The sequence below is a fragment of the Ureibacillus sp. GCM10028918 genome (assembly GCF_042666115.1).
Lineage (GTDB): Bacteria > Bacillota > Bacilli > Bacillales_A > Planococcaceae > Ureibacillus.
The window spans coordinates 315156-332397 of sequence record NZ_JBHTFK010000005.1 but is presented as its reverse complement, the minus strand read 5'-3'; the positions used below and the strand labels follow the sequence as shown (position 1 = coordinate 332397).

13 protein-coding genes and 1 other annotated feature are annotated in these 17242 nt (G+C 34.8%); of the genes, 11 read left to right on the top strand and 2 right to left on the bottom strand.

Annotated elements, in window-relative coordinates:
• The first annotated feature begins 103 nt into the window (after positions 1–103).
• The 3 genes from ACFQU5_RS04885 to ACFQU5_RS04875 all read left to right on the top strand — a co-directional run bounded on the left by ACFQU5_RS04885 (position 104) and on the right by ACFQU5_RS04875 (position 2950).
• Positions 104–604: a hypothetical protein gene (locus ACFQU5_RS04885; protein ID WP_390285326.1), complete on the top strand. Its 501-nt coding sequence runs from the start codon at positions 104–106 to the stop codon at positions 602–604.
• Between the two features lie 166 nt (positions 605–770).
• On the top strand, positions 771–1697 hold the full coding sequence (locus tag ACFQU5_RS04880; RefSeq protein WP_390285324.1) for a hypothetical protein: 927 nt from the start codon (positions 771–773) through the stop codon (positions 1695–1697).
• Between the two features lie 425 nt (positions 1698–2122).
• Positions 2123–2950, top strand: coding sequence for a hypothetical protein (locus ACFQU5_RS04875; protein WP_390285322.1), 828 nt, complete (start codon positions 2123–2125; stop codon positions 2948–2950).
• A 1062-nt stretch (positions 2951–4012) separates the two neighbouring features.
• On the opposite strand, the gene ACFQU5_RS04870 is transcribed toward ACFQU5_RS04875, so the two are convergent.
• Positions 4013–5692 carry an S-layer homology domain-containing protein gene (locus ACFQU5_RS04870; RefSeq protein WP_390285320.1) on the bottom strand — a complete coding sequence of 560 codons (1680 nt, stop codon included), beginning with the start codon at positions 5690–5692 and terminating at the stop codon, positions 4013–4015.
• A 1108-nt stretch (positions 5693–6800) separates the two neighbouring features.
• Between ACFQU5_RS04870 and ACFQU5_RS04865 the strand changes: the two genes are divergently transcribed.
• From ACFQU5_RS04865 to ACFQU5_RS04840, 6 genes are all read left to right on the top strand, one after another.
• A complete protein-coding gene (locus ACFQU5_RS04865; protein ID WP_390285318.1) occupies positions 6801–10397 on the top strand; it encodes a family 78 glycoside hydrolase catalytic domain in 3597 nt (1198 codons plus the stop codon).
• A 548-nt stretch (positions 10398–10945) separates the two neighbouring features.
• Positions 10946–11173, top strand: a complete 228-nt coding sequence (locus tag ACFQU5_RS04860; RefSeq protein WP_390285316.1) for a hypothetical protein — start codon at positions 10946–10948, stop codon at positions 11171–11173.
• Between the two features lie 389 nt (positions 11174–11562).
• Entirely contained in the window at positions 11563–12060 is a 498-nt protein-coding gene (locus tag ACFQU5_RS04855; RefSeq protein WP_390285313.1) for a P-loop nucleotide/nucleoside kinase family protein, read from the top strand.
• Between the two features lie 270 nt (positions 12061–12330).
• Positions 12331–12870 carry an SF0329 family protein gene (locus tag ACFQU5_RS04850; RefSeq protein WP_390285311.1) on the top strand — a complete coding sequence of 180 codons (540 nt, stop codon included), beginning with the start codon at positions 12331–12333 and terminating at the stop codon, positions 12868–12870.
• Between the two features lie 186 nt (positions 12871–13056).
• Positions 13057–13290, top strand: a binding site (T-box leader).
• A gap of 42 nt (positions 13291–13332) precedes the next feature.
• Entirely contained in the window at positions 13333–13878 is a 546-nt protein-coding gene (locus tag ACFQU5_RS04845) for a GNAT family N-acetyltransferase (protein WP_390285309.1), read from the top strand.
• 61 nt (positions 13879–13939) lie between these two features.
• Positions 13940–14419, top strand: coding sequence for a GNAT family N-acetyltransferase (locus tag ACFQU5_RS04840; RefSeq protein ID WP_390285307.1), 480 nt, complete (start codon positions 13940–13942; stop codon positions 14417–14419).
• A 639-nt stretch (positions 14420–15058) separates the two neighbouring features.
• On the opposite strand, the gene ACFQU5_RS04835 is transcribed toward ACFQU5_RS04840, so the two are convergent.
• Complete coding sequence (locus tag ACFQU5_RS04835; protein WP_390285305.1) at positions 15059–15475, bottom strand: DUF3888 domain-containing protein; 417 nt, start codon at positions 15473–15475, stop codon at positions 15059–15061.
• A 214-nt stretch (positions 15476–15689) separates the two neighbouring features.
• Between ACFQU5_RS04835 and ACFQU5_RS04830 the strand changes: the two genes are divergently transcribed.
• Both ACFQU5_RS04830 and ACFQU5_RS04825 read left to right on the top strand, forming a co-directional pair.
• Positions 15690–16022 (top strand): MmcQ/YjbR family DNA-binding protein, encoded by a 333-nt coding sequence (locus ACFQU5_RS04830; RefSeq protein WP_390285303.1) that lies wholly within the window; start codon positions 15690–15692, stop codon positions 16020–16022.
• Between the two features lie 357 nt (positions 16023–16379).
• Positions 16380–17225 carry a hypothetical protein gene (locus ACFQU5_RS04825; RefSeq protein ID WP_390285301.1) on the top strand — a complete coding sequence of 282 codons (846 nt, stop codon included), beginning with the start codon at positions 16380–16382 and terminating at the stop codon, positions 17223–17225.
• Positions 17226–17242: the final 17 nt, after the last annotated feature.

Below are 17242 nucleotides of genomic sequence, written 5' to 3'. Positions count from 1 at the left end.
ATTATTAAATAATCATAATTAATTGGATTTAGCGAAGAAATAGTTTATAAAGGGACAGAACTTTTTAGGGAAAAAAATTAAAAAATTGTTATGGGGGTATTTTTTGAAGCCTACATCTTTGGGACTAATTTTAGTTTGTATGCTTTTTCTGGTTTTGGGTTGCTCTAAAAATGAAACAGATGAAAATAAGTTGAATTTACCTGAAAATCTACCAAAGTTTGTTGAAGAAAGTGATTTTGAGAAAGTTGACTGGAATAAAAAGGCGGTAATGTTTAATGGGAATATGATGGGCAATGAATATAAGTCGGGTGTTATTGGTGCTAATATGCCAAGCTTAAACAACAATCAAAAGTGGATGTGGCATCTTTGGGGGATTGAAAGTATAGGACAAACTAAACTAACGGCAGTTGGTCTTCACAGAGAAAGGAATAGTATCCACCAAATCCTAACATCCGGTTGGACGATTGATCTCGGAGGGGAGAATAATGGGGCAGATGCACACGTACCTTCCAGTGTGAACTTTCCAAATCCGGGAGAATGGGCAATCTTGCTTTATACTGATGAAAAATTATTTGATATATTGGTTTTCCAAATGAATGAATAATGATTTAGTTGAATAGTAATCCTCCGCAATCTGGCGCGTTTCTTTAACAAGGAATGCGTCTTTATTCATTAAAAGGTGATTTAGAAGCAGCTAAACTTAACAGAGATTACTTACAATAAGAATAATGTAAAAAGGTGGGCATACCCTTTTACTAGGAGGCGGTATTTTGAAAAAAATACTAGTATGCTTTGTAGTGTTATTAATAATAGTTATTGCTTTTATGTTAATTAGAAATAATGCAGACGAATCGGCATCTGTACATACGGAAGAAGAAATAGAAAATGCCTTAGTTAAAAGTATGGAAGAAACGAAAAGAGAACAAAAGAAGTTAGAGGAATTCTTGACAAAGACCTCGCAAGAACTAAATGATAATGGATATGAACCAGTTGCATTAAGTTATTCAGACCAGAACTTAACTGTGCAAGTACAGGACAAGGCGTTCTTAGAAGCCAATAAAATGAACATCGAAAAGATTATTCATAACGCTGCAAAAGAGATTGGATTTCCAGATCTTAAAGTAGATTATCTCACTTTGGATAGCCTTCCTGCATTAAGTGAAGAAGAGGAAAAGGAAAGGGAATCCATAGAGAGAGTTTATGAAGAGATTTCGGCTTTACTAAGCGAAAATGGTTACCTTTATTACTCAATCTCGACTAATCCGAACAATGAAGTCATTATCGAGATTGAAGGAACGAAGGAAGAGTTAAAGAAAAGCAAGGAAATTGAACAACTCATCGCTCAAACAATTCTCTCTAAAACAAATCTGGAACTAGACATTAAATTACGGAAAAGAAGCGAAAGTGCAATACTAGACCAAGAATGGGGACCAGTACTTAATGCGATAAGTGTAGAGACCGAAAAGGAATTCGAAGATTATCGAGGATTTGCCTATTCGTTTCACCCCGAACCACTACAAATTATTATTAAAACGAACATCGATTCACCTAAATGGTTCGGCAATTCTGATAGAAAGATAGATCAAATTACAAAGTATGTGGACAAGATTATCGAGTTGAAAAGGGAAGAGCATTCGGTTGAAGAAATTCCATATGAAATTATTATTAGGGATAAAAATGATAAGAAAATTAATTAGTTAGATTGTGGGGCTAGTATTTCCAAACTAGAATGAGGGCTTTAATTTTTTGTTATTCAACTATCAGGCGCAATTTGGTAGTGACCCCTTAAAGTTTTGCAGAAAAGGGAAAAATATGAAAATACTTTATTAATGAACAATATGAACAAATTTAATTTATCCTTCCTAAATACAAGAAAAAGTTTTATATACGAAGAGCAAAAATAATTTAAGGTTTGCGAAGCAGCACGGTGCCATAATGACGAGCACTTTGATAGGCATCACATACTGCTAATCCATATTTTCATCTTATTCCTCGTTTTTTATTAGAATTTCCCATTGTTCTTTAGATAATTACAGTAAGTGATGAATACATCCAAACTATTTTAGGAAAACTTTCTGTATACGAAAGATTTTTCAAAATATAATGAAATTGAGTGAAATACATGCGAACTGTTATTACATTCATTCTTTTAACTACCTTGTTCATTAACTGTTCCACTGTTTTAGCGAAAGATGAAAGTGTGGGCATTCAGATTGAAATGCTCCCTTGGGAAAAAGTGTATGGGATTTTGCCAAAGTACAGCAAGTTTACAGTATTGGATGTGGAAACAGGGAAAAGGTTTAAGGTGCAGAGACGTGCAGGAAACCGCCATGCCGACGTTCAGCCTTTAACTTCGAAAGATACGAAAATAATGAAAGAGATTTATGGCGGCAAATGGAGCTGGAAACGAAGAGCGATTATTGTCATTCATCGCGATCAATGGATTGCGGCTTCAATGCATGGGATGCCACATGGTGCGGGTGCATTAGAAAATAATTTTCCTGGTCATTTTTGCATCCATTTTTACGGAAGTAAGACCCACAGCACAAACTCCATGGATTTATCACATAAACTAATGATTTTAAAAGCTGCAGGCAAACTTCAAGAGTATGTTGCCAGCGCAGACCCGTATGAACTAATTAATGCATATTTAGCTGGATTAAAGCAGCAGGATGCCCGGATACTTTCAACCATTTCCCTTCAGCCAATTGACTGGAAAGAGCATATTCAATCGATTGAAAATATAAATTTGAAACATATCTCTCTTTTTCCTGTTGAAGACCTAGTAACTAATATAAGTCTTCAAGTGCCAGTTGAAATCGAATGGGTAAGTATTAATTCGGAAAAAAAATACTTTAAAGGGGATATTTATTTATTCCGTTTTTCCCCCGCCGATGCATGGAAAATAGATAGTGTCCGTTTTTTAAAAGATAGTCGTATTAAGGATTAAAGTAATTTAAAAATAAAAAAATTTTGGAGCAATCTCTATTGATAAGGATGATTTTTCAAAGATACTTGTTTAAATAGAAAATACGCTGATGAATGTCTCATCCCCAGAGTATTTCCACACTATTATAAACAACAGGAGCTTATTCGAGAATCGAAGCACAATTCTTGAAAAAGAATTGTGCCTTTTTCAGAATCGGGCCAGGAAAGTTAGTCAATATTTATATATAATGTGTTTCTGGTTGTAAAAAATTGCACTTAACTATAAGGAAGAGTTTTGTTGTGAAGGGATTAAAAAATATTTAGAGAATCCACATCATTTTTTTTATTTTTTTTGTACCAGTGTACTAAAATTAAACTATGAGTAAAAAAATAATCCCACTAATCAAAGAGAAATGTCATTTATCGAAAAAGCCTGTAGAACTCAAATTGCAAGGGTAATGGCATTAACAATAGAAATGCTATTGATGGATTTACCATTGAATTAATGAGAAATTCCCATTTTGATTTACAGGAGTATACTACGAACTGGTTCCAATTTTTGAGAGTGCAACTAAAAAGTAATGTGTGATTAGGAGGAGAACTATGTTTACTATGAGATAGTTTGTAGTAGCTGTAGACGGGAATTCAAACTGTATGAAGGTTCACTAAGATATAAACTATTCAAGGAAAGAACGAATTTGATTTTCCGTTGTGAAGCGTGTGAATCCAAGATACGCATGGATGCTATAAAAAACTTCTTAAGATAGTTTTTGGGAGAGTCCTTAATAGATTGCTTAAAAATGCACTTAAAGTAACCGGTTCTTAGTATAATAAAGATGAAGGTACAAATCACTCACTATCTGGATATTCCATTATCGGGCGCGTTTCTTTTAGAAATGTGTCTGTTTTCATTAAGCCAATTATTGGAGGAAGGTTCATGTTAACGTTTAATTAAGTTTGTGGAGTGTTTTTAGTTATTATTTACTTTGATCATTCAACTAAAGCACAATGGAACTTTAAGTACAATCTTTCAGAAGCTTAAATTAAATAAAAACGACCATGTTTTTACATGATCGTTTTCGACTTAATATTTTTTGTCCAACATTCGCTGTAAAAAAGCAGAGAATTGTTCTCTTGTAACAGGATCGTTAGGCATATATTTCCCATATGCTCCAACTGTAATGCCGTTACTTGCTAGGATTTGAATATCATTATAAAAAATATTCGATGACTTTACGTCTTTAAAAGGGATTTCATTTCCGTTCATTTTCAACTTAAACGTATTCACTAAAATTTTTGCTAGTTCTCCTCGCGTTACATTTAGATTTGGACTCATATAGATTCCATAGCCACTGATAATACCCGCTTCATAAAACTTCTTAATCTCCGTGTAAAAAGGATGACTGGTACTCACGTCTGCAAAGGATTTCATATTACGGATTTTAGGAATATTCAGTCCTTCTATACGATTGATGAAGGCAAAAACGTGTTGCCGCTGAACGTAATCTTTCGGGTGAAAGCTTCCATCGGGATAGCCTTTGTTAATACCTATTTGTGCAAGTGCTTCAATTGATTCATAATAGGGATGCATTGCAGGTACGTCTGTAAACCTTTGGATACGTATCGTTAAATCGTATTCTTCATAGCCATCAATGCCATATCTCGGGAGAAAATTCACATAATATGTACCTGCTTTTAACTGTTTTGTTTCTATGATTTGACTTGAATCGCTTGTTACATAGCCACCAGAGAATAATTGTGCACCACTTGCTTCATCTTCAAAGGAGAGTGCTCCAAAACCTTCACGGTAATTGGCGATAAATGTCACTTTTTCATCCTTCTCTAAAGTAAACTTATAATAATCACGTGACTGATCGTAGCTATAGTTCCCCCCAAATAAAAAGCCTCTTACCGTTTTATTATTTTGAATTACATCGGCAGACTTTTTAGCTGTATTTCGGCCACTCTCCCACACATCCTTGTCTAATGGCTCAAGTTGCGTTGATAATGAGTAATTGACAATTGGTGTATTCTCGGCTGCAATACCTATAGTAAAATAGTAAGTACCAGGTTGCATTAACACGTCAATTTCACTTAGCTCATTATAACTTTTAACGGTGAATATTTTTTCCCTTTTTTCATTAACTACTTCTAGTTTTAGATGATCACTTTTACGGACGTCCGTTTGTTGAAATATCACTTTTAATCTACCGAAAGTCGGAACCTCTACTTTGTATATATCAAGATCATAAGAACTCGTTGTACCATAAATCGTACCTTTTAATATTGTACCTATCTTATATGAATTCGCTGCTATATTTTCATTATTGGGCTCAACATCTTGCCCTTCAATAGGACTTATTTCATAGCTAACTTCATAGTTTCCCTTAGATATGAATCCATCAGAAACACTGATCTGATATGTACCCTTTCTTAAATTAATGGACTTAACCGTCTTTTCCTTATCTCCATCTTCTAAATCTGTTATTGCGCTTGCAATTCGATTCCCACTACTATCCTTCAAAAGGAGATGATAATAATTGGGATATTTGTCTTCTGGATTAAGATCAACGCTATCCTTTAATGTAAAGGTCACTTTTGCATCTTCTTTTAGCTCTAAAGTATATTCATCATCCTCGGTGGTAAAAGAATAGAAACCCTTGATCACTTCACCTTCTAGCCAATTGGAGTCAGCTGCATTTGCATTAATGATTGGTATTGAAAGAGAAAGCAAGAGTAAAACTAAAAATGTCACTTTTTTCATAATTACACCTCCTATAATTTCAATTATTACCATTGTAATAGTAAGAGAGATCGATAAATAGTGGTATATATTGGGCAACAATTGGCTACCATTTTTCCTCTTTTGGAGCTATGGGTATTAGTTATTCAACAATCTGCGCGACTGTTGAATAAGGAGAAACATCCATACTTAAACAATCTATCTTAAATTAAAGGGGATGGACCAGGCAGCAGAAAGGAACACCTTGCAATAATACTTAACGAAACAAATAACTATAGAATGCCTCCGCTTACTTTATGATAAATACTTCCACTGAACTTTTAGGAACACTTATTACTAGGAGGTTGTTTAACTTTTGAAAACAACCGAGAAATCTCTCCCCCCTACCCGAAGATTCTCCCCTTTTCGTAAGGAAGCTGAAAGAGTAACCTGTTTGTAAGCGGATACAACATAGCGGTGTCTGTCTGAAAAACGGCAATATTATGGGAAATGCCGGTAAAATATAATCTCGGGAATAAGGAATCGTTGCTTTGTTGACGGAGCACAATCATGATGGCCACCTTTTCAAGTCAGATAGAACAACATCGCTGAGTGGAACGAGGTTTATTAAAATTTATACTTATGAATAACTTAATGAAAACCTGCTGAATCAAAATATAGGAATGTAGACTACTATATTATGATTCGTTTAATAGAAAAAAGTAATCTCCTAATTACAATCTACAATTTTTGAAATTTACCCACTAATCATTCAACCCAGACCTTTCCATATAAAAATTCAACGAAGGAATTTATCAAAATAAAAAACTATTCTTTTCAAACTGCTACAACACAGTTACATCACTGTTTTGTATATAAATTTGATGTGGGGAGGGACAGTAAAAGGGTTCAAGCAAACCGCTAAAAAAGGGGGAAAACGGAGAAGGGGGAGATTAGTCTAAAGTAATAATAGAAAAAATGAACCTACTATATCTATTATAAATATCTATTATTACAACTAAAATAGAATGATTTATTAATTTGAATAAGCGTTGTATCCCAAGTTTAAGTGTTAAATGCGTAGAAAGCATCGCCAGCTTCATCTTAAAGACGAACTATAAAACTTCTAAAAGCTAGGAGGTAAAAAAATATGAAAGTACGAAAATCTCCGTATCTATTATTATGCCTAATGACAGTTCTAACTTTATTACTGACATCTGTAATACCCACAAATGTCCCTAGTGCGGCAAATATCAAGGAAACAACTGAAGTAATGAATTTAAAGGTAAATTATCAGGATAATCCTATAGGGGTGGAATCAGATGGTCTCAATTTTAGCTGGATGCTTTCCTCAAATCTTGTAGGTCTAAGCCAAGAAGCATACCAGCTTGTTGTGACTGATTCAAAAGGGAAAAAAGTATGGGACAGTGGTGAAGTAAAAAGTTCAAAATCGGTGGGAATTAAATATGACGGTCCAGAACTTGAACTAGAATCGCGTTATTACTGGAAGGTGAAAGTTACTCCTTCAAATGGGAAGAAAGTCGAATCGAAATCGGCTTACTTTGAAACCGGCACAGACTTTGGCAATGCAGAGTGGATCTATCATAAAGAGACTGTCAAAGACTCCTATACAGACAATATAAGGATTTCTCTTAATGCAACAGTAGTTCAGAGCGGTTTTACTTTGAATTGGGGAATGAAAAATAAAACCAATGGATATGTATGGAGTTTTAATGGCACAAAACTTACTCAGAGTGTTATGAAAAAGGGGGTAGCCAAACAGCTGGGAACCGTAGATTTGGAGGGAAAGATCTCATTAAATCAAGCTTTTGATTTGGAAGTTTCTGCGGACTCCGATACGATAACTACTTCCATTAATGGCGCAGTAGTCAATAGTCTCACTAAGACCTACGCCATTGAGGGACCATACATCGCTCTAGCTGCAAATCCGGAATCCAGAGATACTCCTGCACAGAAGGCGTACTTCAAAAATGTTGTACTAACTGTAGACGGGAAACAAGAGTCAGTGACAGAGTTTGATGGGGCGAAACTTAATGACTCTGGAGTTTTAGAATTTAGTGGTGTTACAGCTTATCAGAAAAACTATCAAGGAAAAGCGGTAAAATACATAGATGATCCTACATCTATGCCTCTATTCCGTACAGAAAAAAAACTTGAAGGAAAAGGGAAAATTGCTTCTGCCCGGTTGTATATGACCTCATTAGGTGTATACGATGCTTACATTAATGGCAAAGAAGTCATGGTTACAAAGGAAGATGGTACAAAGCTAAATGACATTTTCAATCCAGGCTGGACAGATTACTATAAATATATTAATTACCAGTCCTATGATGTAACGGATTATATTACAGGAGACAGTGTAGCACTTGGTGTCATGCTGGGGACCGGTTGGTATGGAGGTGAAGCTGGAAGCAATGGCGGCGGAAACCTTTACTATAAAATTGGTGATGAACTAGAAAAGGAACTGGCACTCTTATCAAAGCTTGTCATCACATATACGAACGGCAAGAAAGAGGTCATTACTTCGAATACCAAGGATTGGAAAGTATCAACAGAGGGACCGGTACAGCTTAATGATTTATTTATAGGTGAGGTTTATGATGCGCGTCTTGAGGAAAAAGTAGCAGGTTGGAACAATGCTGGTTTTGACGATTCTCGCTGGAATGGGGTCAATAAACTTGATTATGCAGGGGACCTTGTAGCAAGTAGTGAGGCTGCCGCTTATATGCTTGAAGAAGACAGAGTTTACCCAAAATCTGGAGAAAATACGTTTATCTTTGATCCAACTGATATAGACTATTCTAATGAAAATTTGGTATTAGGTGAAGTGAAACGTACACTGGTGGATCCAACTGGTGATATCCACCTTCCAAATGGAAAAACACTTTTGATTAATCTCGGTCAGAATATCGCGGGTGTACCGAGTATTTCCGTCTCAGGCGATGAGGGAACAACTGTTCATATGCGCGGGGCTGAAATGCTTAATGATGGAAGAGATCACGCCAATAGTAGTTTTGGAAGTGATGGACCAAAAGGAACTCTTTATTGGTCAGGTCTTACACGTGGTAGAGCCAAAGATCAAACTTGGTATACGGATCACTACACACTGAATGAAAAATCAGTACAGGATTACCGTCCAAGTTTTACTTACCACGGATTCCAGTACTTGGAAATTACAGCATCAGATGATATCGTCATTCACGATGTATATGGACAGCCAATCACATCTTCTGTTGATCAAACTTTATCAATTAAAACAAACAATGAAAATGTTAACAAATTATTTAGCAATACGCTTTGGAGTCAGAAAGGTAATTTCTTATCCATACCTACGGATACTCCAGGACGCTCGGAGCGTTTGGGCTGGACAGGAGATATACAGGTATTCGGTGATACAGCACTCTACAATTTTGACTCTGTAGCGTTCCTAAATAACTATGTAGAGATTCTCAAGGACTATGCAGAGGATAACAATGGCTACATTGCCGATTATTTGCCTACAATTAACAAAACGACGAATTCGAACGCTGGTTGGTCGGATGTAATTATAACGTTGCCATGGGACATCTACCAGCATACAGGCGATATCTCTGTTCTTGAAGAAACCTACGAGATCATGAAGGTTTATATGAATAATGTCATGGCAAACGGTATGAGGGCTGGTTATGGGGATTGGGTCGCCATGGAGGGTACAGCTCCGCAATTTATGGCCGCAATGTACCAAGCGCTGGATGCTTCCAGGATGGCAAAGATTGCGAAATTGCTTGGACATACTGCGGATGTGGATAGGTATACCCAAGAATCCAAACGTGTAATTGAGTTGGCAAAAGAAAAATATGTGGACGAAAATGATAACCTTATTTCTGTAAGCGCAGATAATTTTTCAAGAGCTTTCTTAATTAATTTGTTTAAGGACAATTCTCAGACGAGTATCCTTTGGGCACTTAAAATGGGCATGTACGATTCTGAAGAGCAAAAACAAAAATTCATTGATAACCTGATGGTCAATATTGCCAACGAAAATGGAACAGAGCGGGTTAATTCAGGTGAAAACACCATGTCTACAGGCTTTTTGGGTGGAAATGAATTATTACCGGTGTTAACGGAAAATAAGCTTTCCAATAAAGCCTATGACTTACTTCTTCAAGATGAAATGCCTTCATGGTTGAATGAAGTAAAACTTGGTGCAACAACAACATGGGAGCGTTGGAATGCATATACCTCTGAATACGGTTTTGATGATTATGGCATGAATTCCTTTAACCATTATGCATATGGTTCAGTCGTTGAATGGATGGTTGAGAATATGGCTGGAATTGAAAAGGATGAAGAAAATCCAGGATTTAAGCACATTATATTACAGCCGACCATGGATACCGGAAATCAGTATAATAATCAAGAACGTATAAATTCTGTGAAAGGCGAGTTTGATTCCTATTATGGGAAAATTATATCCAATTGGACATCAAGCGAAGGCGAACTCAAAACATATGAAGCAGTTGTTCCAGCAAATACTTCAGCAACACTTTATTTACCAATCGGAAGTGCAAGCGTAACCGAAAATATTCCAGGCGTTACGTATAAAGGTAGTTTGGAACGCAATGGAGTCATGGTAGCCCAATTCGAATTACAGTCGGGTGGGTATACATTCAGTGTGGATAATGGTGTGCTTGGTACCAAACTAATGGATGGTTATTTAATGGATAATGGAAAAAAAGTAAAGTAAAGCACAAAGGAAAAATGGGGGCAATTTTTGTCCTCATTTTTTTAATTGCGCTGGTAACAGATTAGTCAGCAGAGCAATAAAACTTGGGGCAAGGACCCTATGGAACACATGACTGACATCCACCTCATGGAAGGTTGGAGGAAAAAATTTGAGAACAAAGACTCTGTGAGACATGGAAGAGTTAACCTCCATGAGAAATGTGGACATCAACCAGTGCATTCATATTTTGACTCATCCATCATTTTTGTAAGTTGTAGCTAATGAGCTATCAGTCTTTTTGCTTCAAAAATCCAAATGTATCCTTACGAGATAATTCCAATAATAGTATCGAGCTTAAACTCTAAAATTACATTCTATAAAATACCGAGAATATTGGAGAATACGCGAGTTTTCACTTTGTTTATTGAGGGAGTATCGTTGAATAGACCATTTAAGTATAACTATGGAAAAATTAAAGAAACAAGAAGAAGACTAAGAACCTGAGGTTTCCATATAGAGAAGATTTTTTTTATGATGATATTATTAATAGCTTAGCTGAGGATTTATCAATGATTAAGATATACTTCCATTCATTTGAACGACCACAATTTGGTTTAACATACTATGAAACTACAATTATTCCAACTGAGTCATTTTTATTATTTTATGATGTTGTTACATCTTCAGATTATTTTTATAAAAGTCTATTGAACTTAATGGTTTCAACAATTAAACAAGCAATAGAGGAAAGAATTTTGGGATTTAACCTTTGTTTTTACTACGTACGAGGCTACTAATGTCTATTAACGGGGAGATGAACGTATTCACTATTGAAATAATGTAGCAGCATTTCCTCTAATGGTTGAAAAAAATGGCAATAGCTAAGAGATTGTGAACCAAATCGGTCCCTCTTCCACAGATTCAAAGTAACTGTGGCTTTAAACTCATCATTTTCGTTATTTGTACCTGTAAATAATAATATAAAATTAGTTTAACAAGCAAAAATCAGTAACCCTCTCTTCAATCTGGCGCAATTCAGTAGAATTGTGCCTTTTTCAGCAATAGGGCCACATCGGTGAATAAAGGGTAATTTATATAGCTTGAAGAAATATACTTAAGCTAGGTTGTATTATAGTTTGATAAGGTGGGGCAACAACCAATAAAATAAGCGCGGGGGGATAAAAATATGAAGCAATTGGGGACTCTATACTTTTTCTGCGGAAAAATGGGGGCTGGAAAATCAACTAAATCAGAACAATTGGCTAAAGAAAAACAGGCGGTACTGTTATCTGAGGATGAATGGCTTTCATCTCTTTATCCCAATCAGATCACATCCTTTGAGGACTATCTAAAATTCTCAACGCAGCTCAAGCCGATGATGAAAAAGCATGTCCAAAACATTTTAAGTGTCGGTACAGATGTAGTGATGGATTTTCCGGGTAACACCCAAAAACAGCGAAAGTGGTTTCTGGATTTGGCGTCAGAGGTCAATGCAAACCATCAATTAATTTTCCTTAATTTAAAGAACGATCAATGCTTACGACAAATTGAACAAAGGCGTAACGAACAACCCGAAAGAGCAGCTTTTGACACGGAAGCGATGTTTATTCACGTTACTAAATTTTTTGAAGCACCAGAAGCATCCGAGGGGTTAAATATACTAGAGTTTGGTGGAAAAGAATAATAAGAAGTTCAACACAGCGTTATAGAACCAGAAAAATAATTAGTTGATCTAAACCAGCTAATAGAAATCCTTTGGAATTCAACTATCGGGCACAATTCAAGAGTAGAATTGTGTCTTTTCAGCAATAGGGCCATATTGTGGAGTAACTTATTAAGGTAAGCAGATATTAAAGCATAGATAAGAATGTGATGGATTGTACTTAAACTAACGGACAGACAGTTGAAGAAGATTTATAATGATTATATATAAGTTGAAAAGATGGAGTAATTTATGCGATGGACAAAAACTAAATCCTTGATAGAGAATTTAATTTGCGGAAAATTAACAAAGAGATTAAAAGTCAATGCAACAAGATACAATACATCTTTAGGTGAACAAAGAAGAATTTGGATTACTTTAGATAACAAAGAAATTTTTAATGCCTCATCTGCACATTTTTTAAATGAACATGACAAACTTTGGGATGAAATTCGCAATAAATCAAGTAAATCTTTTCCCGAATGTTTGTATGAATGTTTTCCAGAGCTTATTGGAAAAGTGAGCGATTCTGACTATTCTAAGATGATTTTAGAGCAACGTAATATTTTCAATGTCGACAAAGTGTATGATTCTTTAGTTCAATACTCTAATTTATCAATTGAAGATGCCTTGAACTCAGAAGATATTATTGTTCAATCGTTAGCATTGATTGATAAAAGGCTTGGTAAAAGGAGATTAGAAAATTTTAAAAGTCATTCGGATACTCACCCTTTGTTATTAACATTTTTTCACATAAGATGTGAAATAGAAGAGATTTCTACTCCTATTTAATTGAATGATAGTCCTTTATTCACCAATCGGGAGCTTTCCTTGAATAAGGAAAGTGCTTTTTACGTAATCGGGCCATATTATTGAATAACTGACTTATGAAAGATTACCAAATAGCACTTTGGGAATATTTCATAAATAAACACAACTTGAATGGATAGAAATTTTCGTTAAAATAAAATGTATTAATGTATGGCGTTGATAAGGAAGAGTAAGTATTGGAGTTTTCAAGAGAGCTTCTGATGGTGGAAATGAAGTAAAATGAATTTACTGAAATTGACCTTTGAGGTTCGTACCGATATGTAGGCTACGACGAGGCGTGCACTCGTTACAACCGCAGCAGTATGAACATGTACTGGCAAAGGCAAATAGTATGAGCTATTTGTAAATCTAGGTGGTACCACGAAATATTTTGTCCTTATCGATTATTCGATAGGACTTTTTTATTTAAAGGAGGCATAGAAATTGATTTTAGAAACAGAAAGATTATTGTTAAAGCCTTATGAAATTGAATTTGCAGATGATATTTATAAAGTCGTAAAACATAAAGAAATTGCAGATACAATGGTGATGATCCCACATCCATATCCACGTGAAGTTGTTGATAGTTGGATATCCTATTTACAAAAAAGCTTTGAACAAGGAACAGCATATGAATTTGCTGTATTTTTAAAAGCGGATGGTCGTTATATCGGAAATTGTGGGTTAGTTACGATTTCTAAAAATCACAATAATGCTGAGGTAGGTTATTTTATCGACGTATCAGAATGGGGTAAGGGTTATGCAACTGAAGCCTGTAAAAGAATAATTGATTATGGATTCCAAGAACTTCAATTAAACAGAGTGTATAGTCGCTGTATGGTGAGAAATATAGCTTCTAGAAAAGTGATGGAAAAGGCTGGAATGAACTGGGAAGCTCGCCATAAACTAGAATTCCTAAAAGGTGATGTGTATGAAGATATGGATTACCTAGCTATTTTAGCAGAAGATTATTATAAAAATAAGTACTAAATTGCTAAACTATGGCGGTATTTTACTTGGAGAACATTCTATAACAATTGAGGTGTTTATAATGAAAATCGACGCAATTGAGAATTTACCGAAACATAAAATAATTGAATTTTTTAAGTTGCATTGGGGATGTCCAGAAATGGTTATTTCCAGTGGAGTTTATGATTGCAGTACATTAGATGGTTTTACTGTTATAAATGAAGAAGATGAAATCATTGGTTTAATTACTTACATAATTAAAGATAATGAATGCGAAATCATATCATTAGATAGTATTGAAGAAGGTAAAGGAATAGGTTCCTCGTTAGTTCAAGAAGTAGAGAGTCTTGCTATCAAGAAAAAGTGTAGACTCCTTAAACTTATTACAACGAACGATAATTTATTAGCATTAAGGTTTTATCAAAAACGAGGTTTTATGCTGTCCAAAATTCTAATTAATGCAGTTCAAAAAGCAAGAAAGTTAAAACCAGAGATACCCTTAATTGGTAATGATGGTATTCCAATAAGAGATGAAATTGAATTGATAAAGAAACTGAACTAACGGAGGCTTATGTTAATAAAAGCCAGTATTCATTATTTTGCTTATTCAACAATCCGGCGCTTTTCCGAATAAGGAAAGCGTCTTTCTTCATGAAAAGGGTACACAACTTAAATAATAAGGCTTCCTTTTCTTTTTGAAATAATCTGTCTAGATTAGTTGAAAAGAGGGAATAAAGATACATATAAAGTTAACTCCATATATGAAAATGATTATTCATGAAGCCGTATGAAATAAATAATATGATTATTGATGATGAATTAGATGGTGTAGAATTCGTGACTATTGATTTTACTTACCTAAATAAAGATCATAGCATTACTTTTAAAAAAGCAGACCTTGAATTAATACATGGGTCTTTAAAGATGGTACGTCTCTTCCAGCAGATTTATCGGATAATATTATTGAATTATTAAGAGAAGATTTTAAAAAGAGAATCTAGTCACAAGTACTTATGGTAAGTTAAGAGCCTCAACTAAAACTGGTGATCAACGTAGGAAATGGGATAGACTTTTTTCGATAAACGGGTAGTTTTTCTAAAGAAGTATATTCTTTCGGGAGCAAAATTTATTTACCGATTTTCCACAATCAGGCGCATCCTTCAATAAGGAGCGTCTGATTTAATTGGTCAGATATGAATATTTAGTCTGGTGGATATTCATACGTCTCTAGATGTGTGTGGTTTATCAATTTAACCTCAGGACCATAGGAGATTTTATAGGTCATTCGGTCTTTTCCAACTGGAATATGGTGTCCACCATCTGTAGGTTCAATTTCAAATGTAATTTCCAAATCAAAACCTCGGAAACCATTTACTCGTCTTGTTTCAACCACTGCAATTTTCCGAGGAGTAACGTGGGGTGATAAATCCTTTAAAATCTTAGGATAATAATAGCTATTCAAATCCTTTTCAATATATGGAGCAAGCATATTCATTAACATATCCTGCAGTCTAAGCTCTCCAGAGTCTTGAGTTTCTTTAGCTGATAAAACGGTTGTGGGTTGAAAAGAAGGGAGCGACACAAGGGATAGTATAAAAACGATTAGCATCTTTTTCATTATCTTCAGTACACCTCGTACAATTTTTCTGAATCAATGTATTGTTGCCTCTTCGGAAATAATTATGTATTTATTTAACCATCGGGCGCCATTCTTTAACAAGGATTGTGTCTTTTTCTGTTATAGGGCTATATTGTTGAACTAAATCTTTCACGTAGGATACAATTTCGGATGATAAGTACCGGGGAGATTTCTTTGGGAAGGGAAGGAAAAAATGAAAACTAGAAAAGATGCTATTAATTACTGTTTGAAATTAGAAAATACATATGAAGATTATCCGTTTCGAGATAAAAATTGGACGCTAATCAGACACAAAGGAAACAAGAAAGTTTTTGCATGGATTTTTGAGAAAGATAAACATATTTGGATTAATGTAAAGTGTGAACCTGGTTTACTAGATTTATGGCGCCAAATTTATAATTCTGTTGTTCCAGCATATCACCTAAATAAAAACCATTGGAACTCAATAATTCTAGACGGTACCATTTCAGAGGAGGATATTTATAAAATGATTTGTGACAGTTATCATTTAACAAAAGCAAAATAATGAATAATGGTGTTCTACCTTTTTCAGTAATCGGGCCAGATTGTGGAGGTAGAGTGGATGAGTTCATCAATTAATTAAGAAGTGATTTTTTTAGATTGATGATGAGAGAGGTCGGTAATACATTTGGGATTGCCTAAAAAATTACAGCTAAAGAAGATGATCGCTATTCAATAATCGCGCCACATACGCCTTAGTACACTAGAAATTACAAATGAGATTTTTCGTCCTTCAGTTTTACATTAAGTTTTTTTCATTAGCGAAAAAACTTTAATTTCTTCACGATATTTTTATCTTACAATTTTAAAAAAAGATAATGATATCAATTCTAATATCAGTTTAACAGCGGAGGAAATATCAATGAAAAATCAATTGCTGCGCATTAGCTCCATCATCGTACTTGGATTATTGGTATACATAAATGCTTATGAAAAAGATGAATTGGGATTAACAGCTTTTTTCGCCTATTTTGAAATGCTCTTTTTTGCTTTTCTCATCGGTATCCCGATAATCTTTATCCGTAACAAAATTAGACTCTGGAGTAAAATCGGCTTATTGTTTTTAAGTACATTCATCATCGCACTAATTCCCCCTTTGGGCTTTGGGAACTTGAAATATGTACTTGAAGATAATCTCCTTGAAAATGATGTTGAAAAAATTGAAAATCTATTCAACGTCGATTTGCAAAAAGATAGTGTTTATTTAACTTTTGACAACCATCTTTTGGTCACAAAATACAAAGAAATAGGTGGAATCACGGACGAATCACTAATGGTCTATGATTCATCAGGGAAAATAATAAATCAACTAAGCGTATCGGAGTTAGCAAAAGCTGTCTTACCATATTTGCCACTTACTGAGAAAGAAAAGGAAACAACTTATTTTGATGGGATGTATACATCTATAAATAATTATGACTTATTTAAAAAAATAGGGGATAACAAAATCACATTTGGCTACAGATATGTCACACACGAAGTTCCAGAAAATTTCATACCGGAACCTGATATGCCAAGCGATGTAAAGGATCTTAAGTTTCACTACAACATTACCTATTCACCTTCGTTAGATGCTAGCGGGAATTTTGTTTTTGATTCAGATACGATTGACGCAGATGATGATGATCCGCTTGCTAGCTATGTAGCCGAAGGAATAGAAGCCATAGTTGCACCTAATACCGCGGTATTAGTGAGCGAAATTAAATAAAAGTCTTGTTAAAGCTT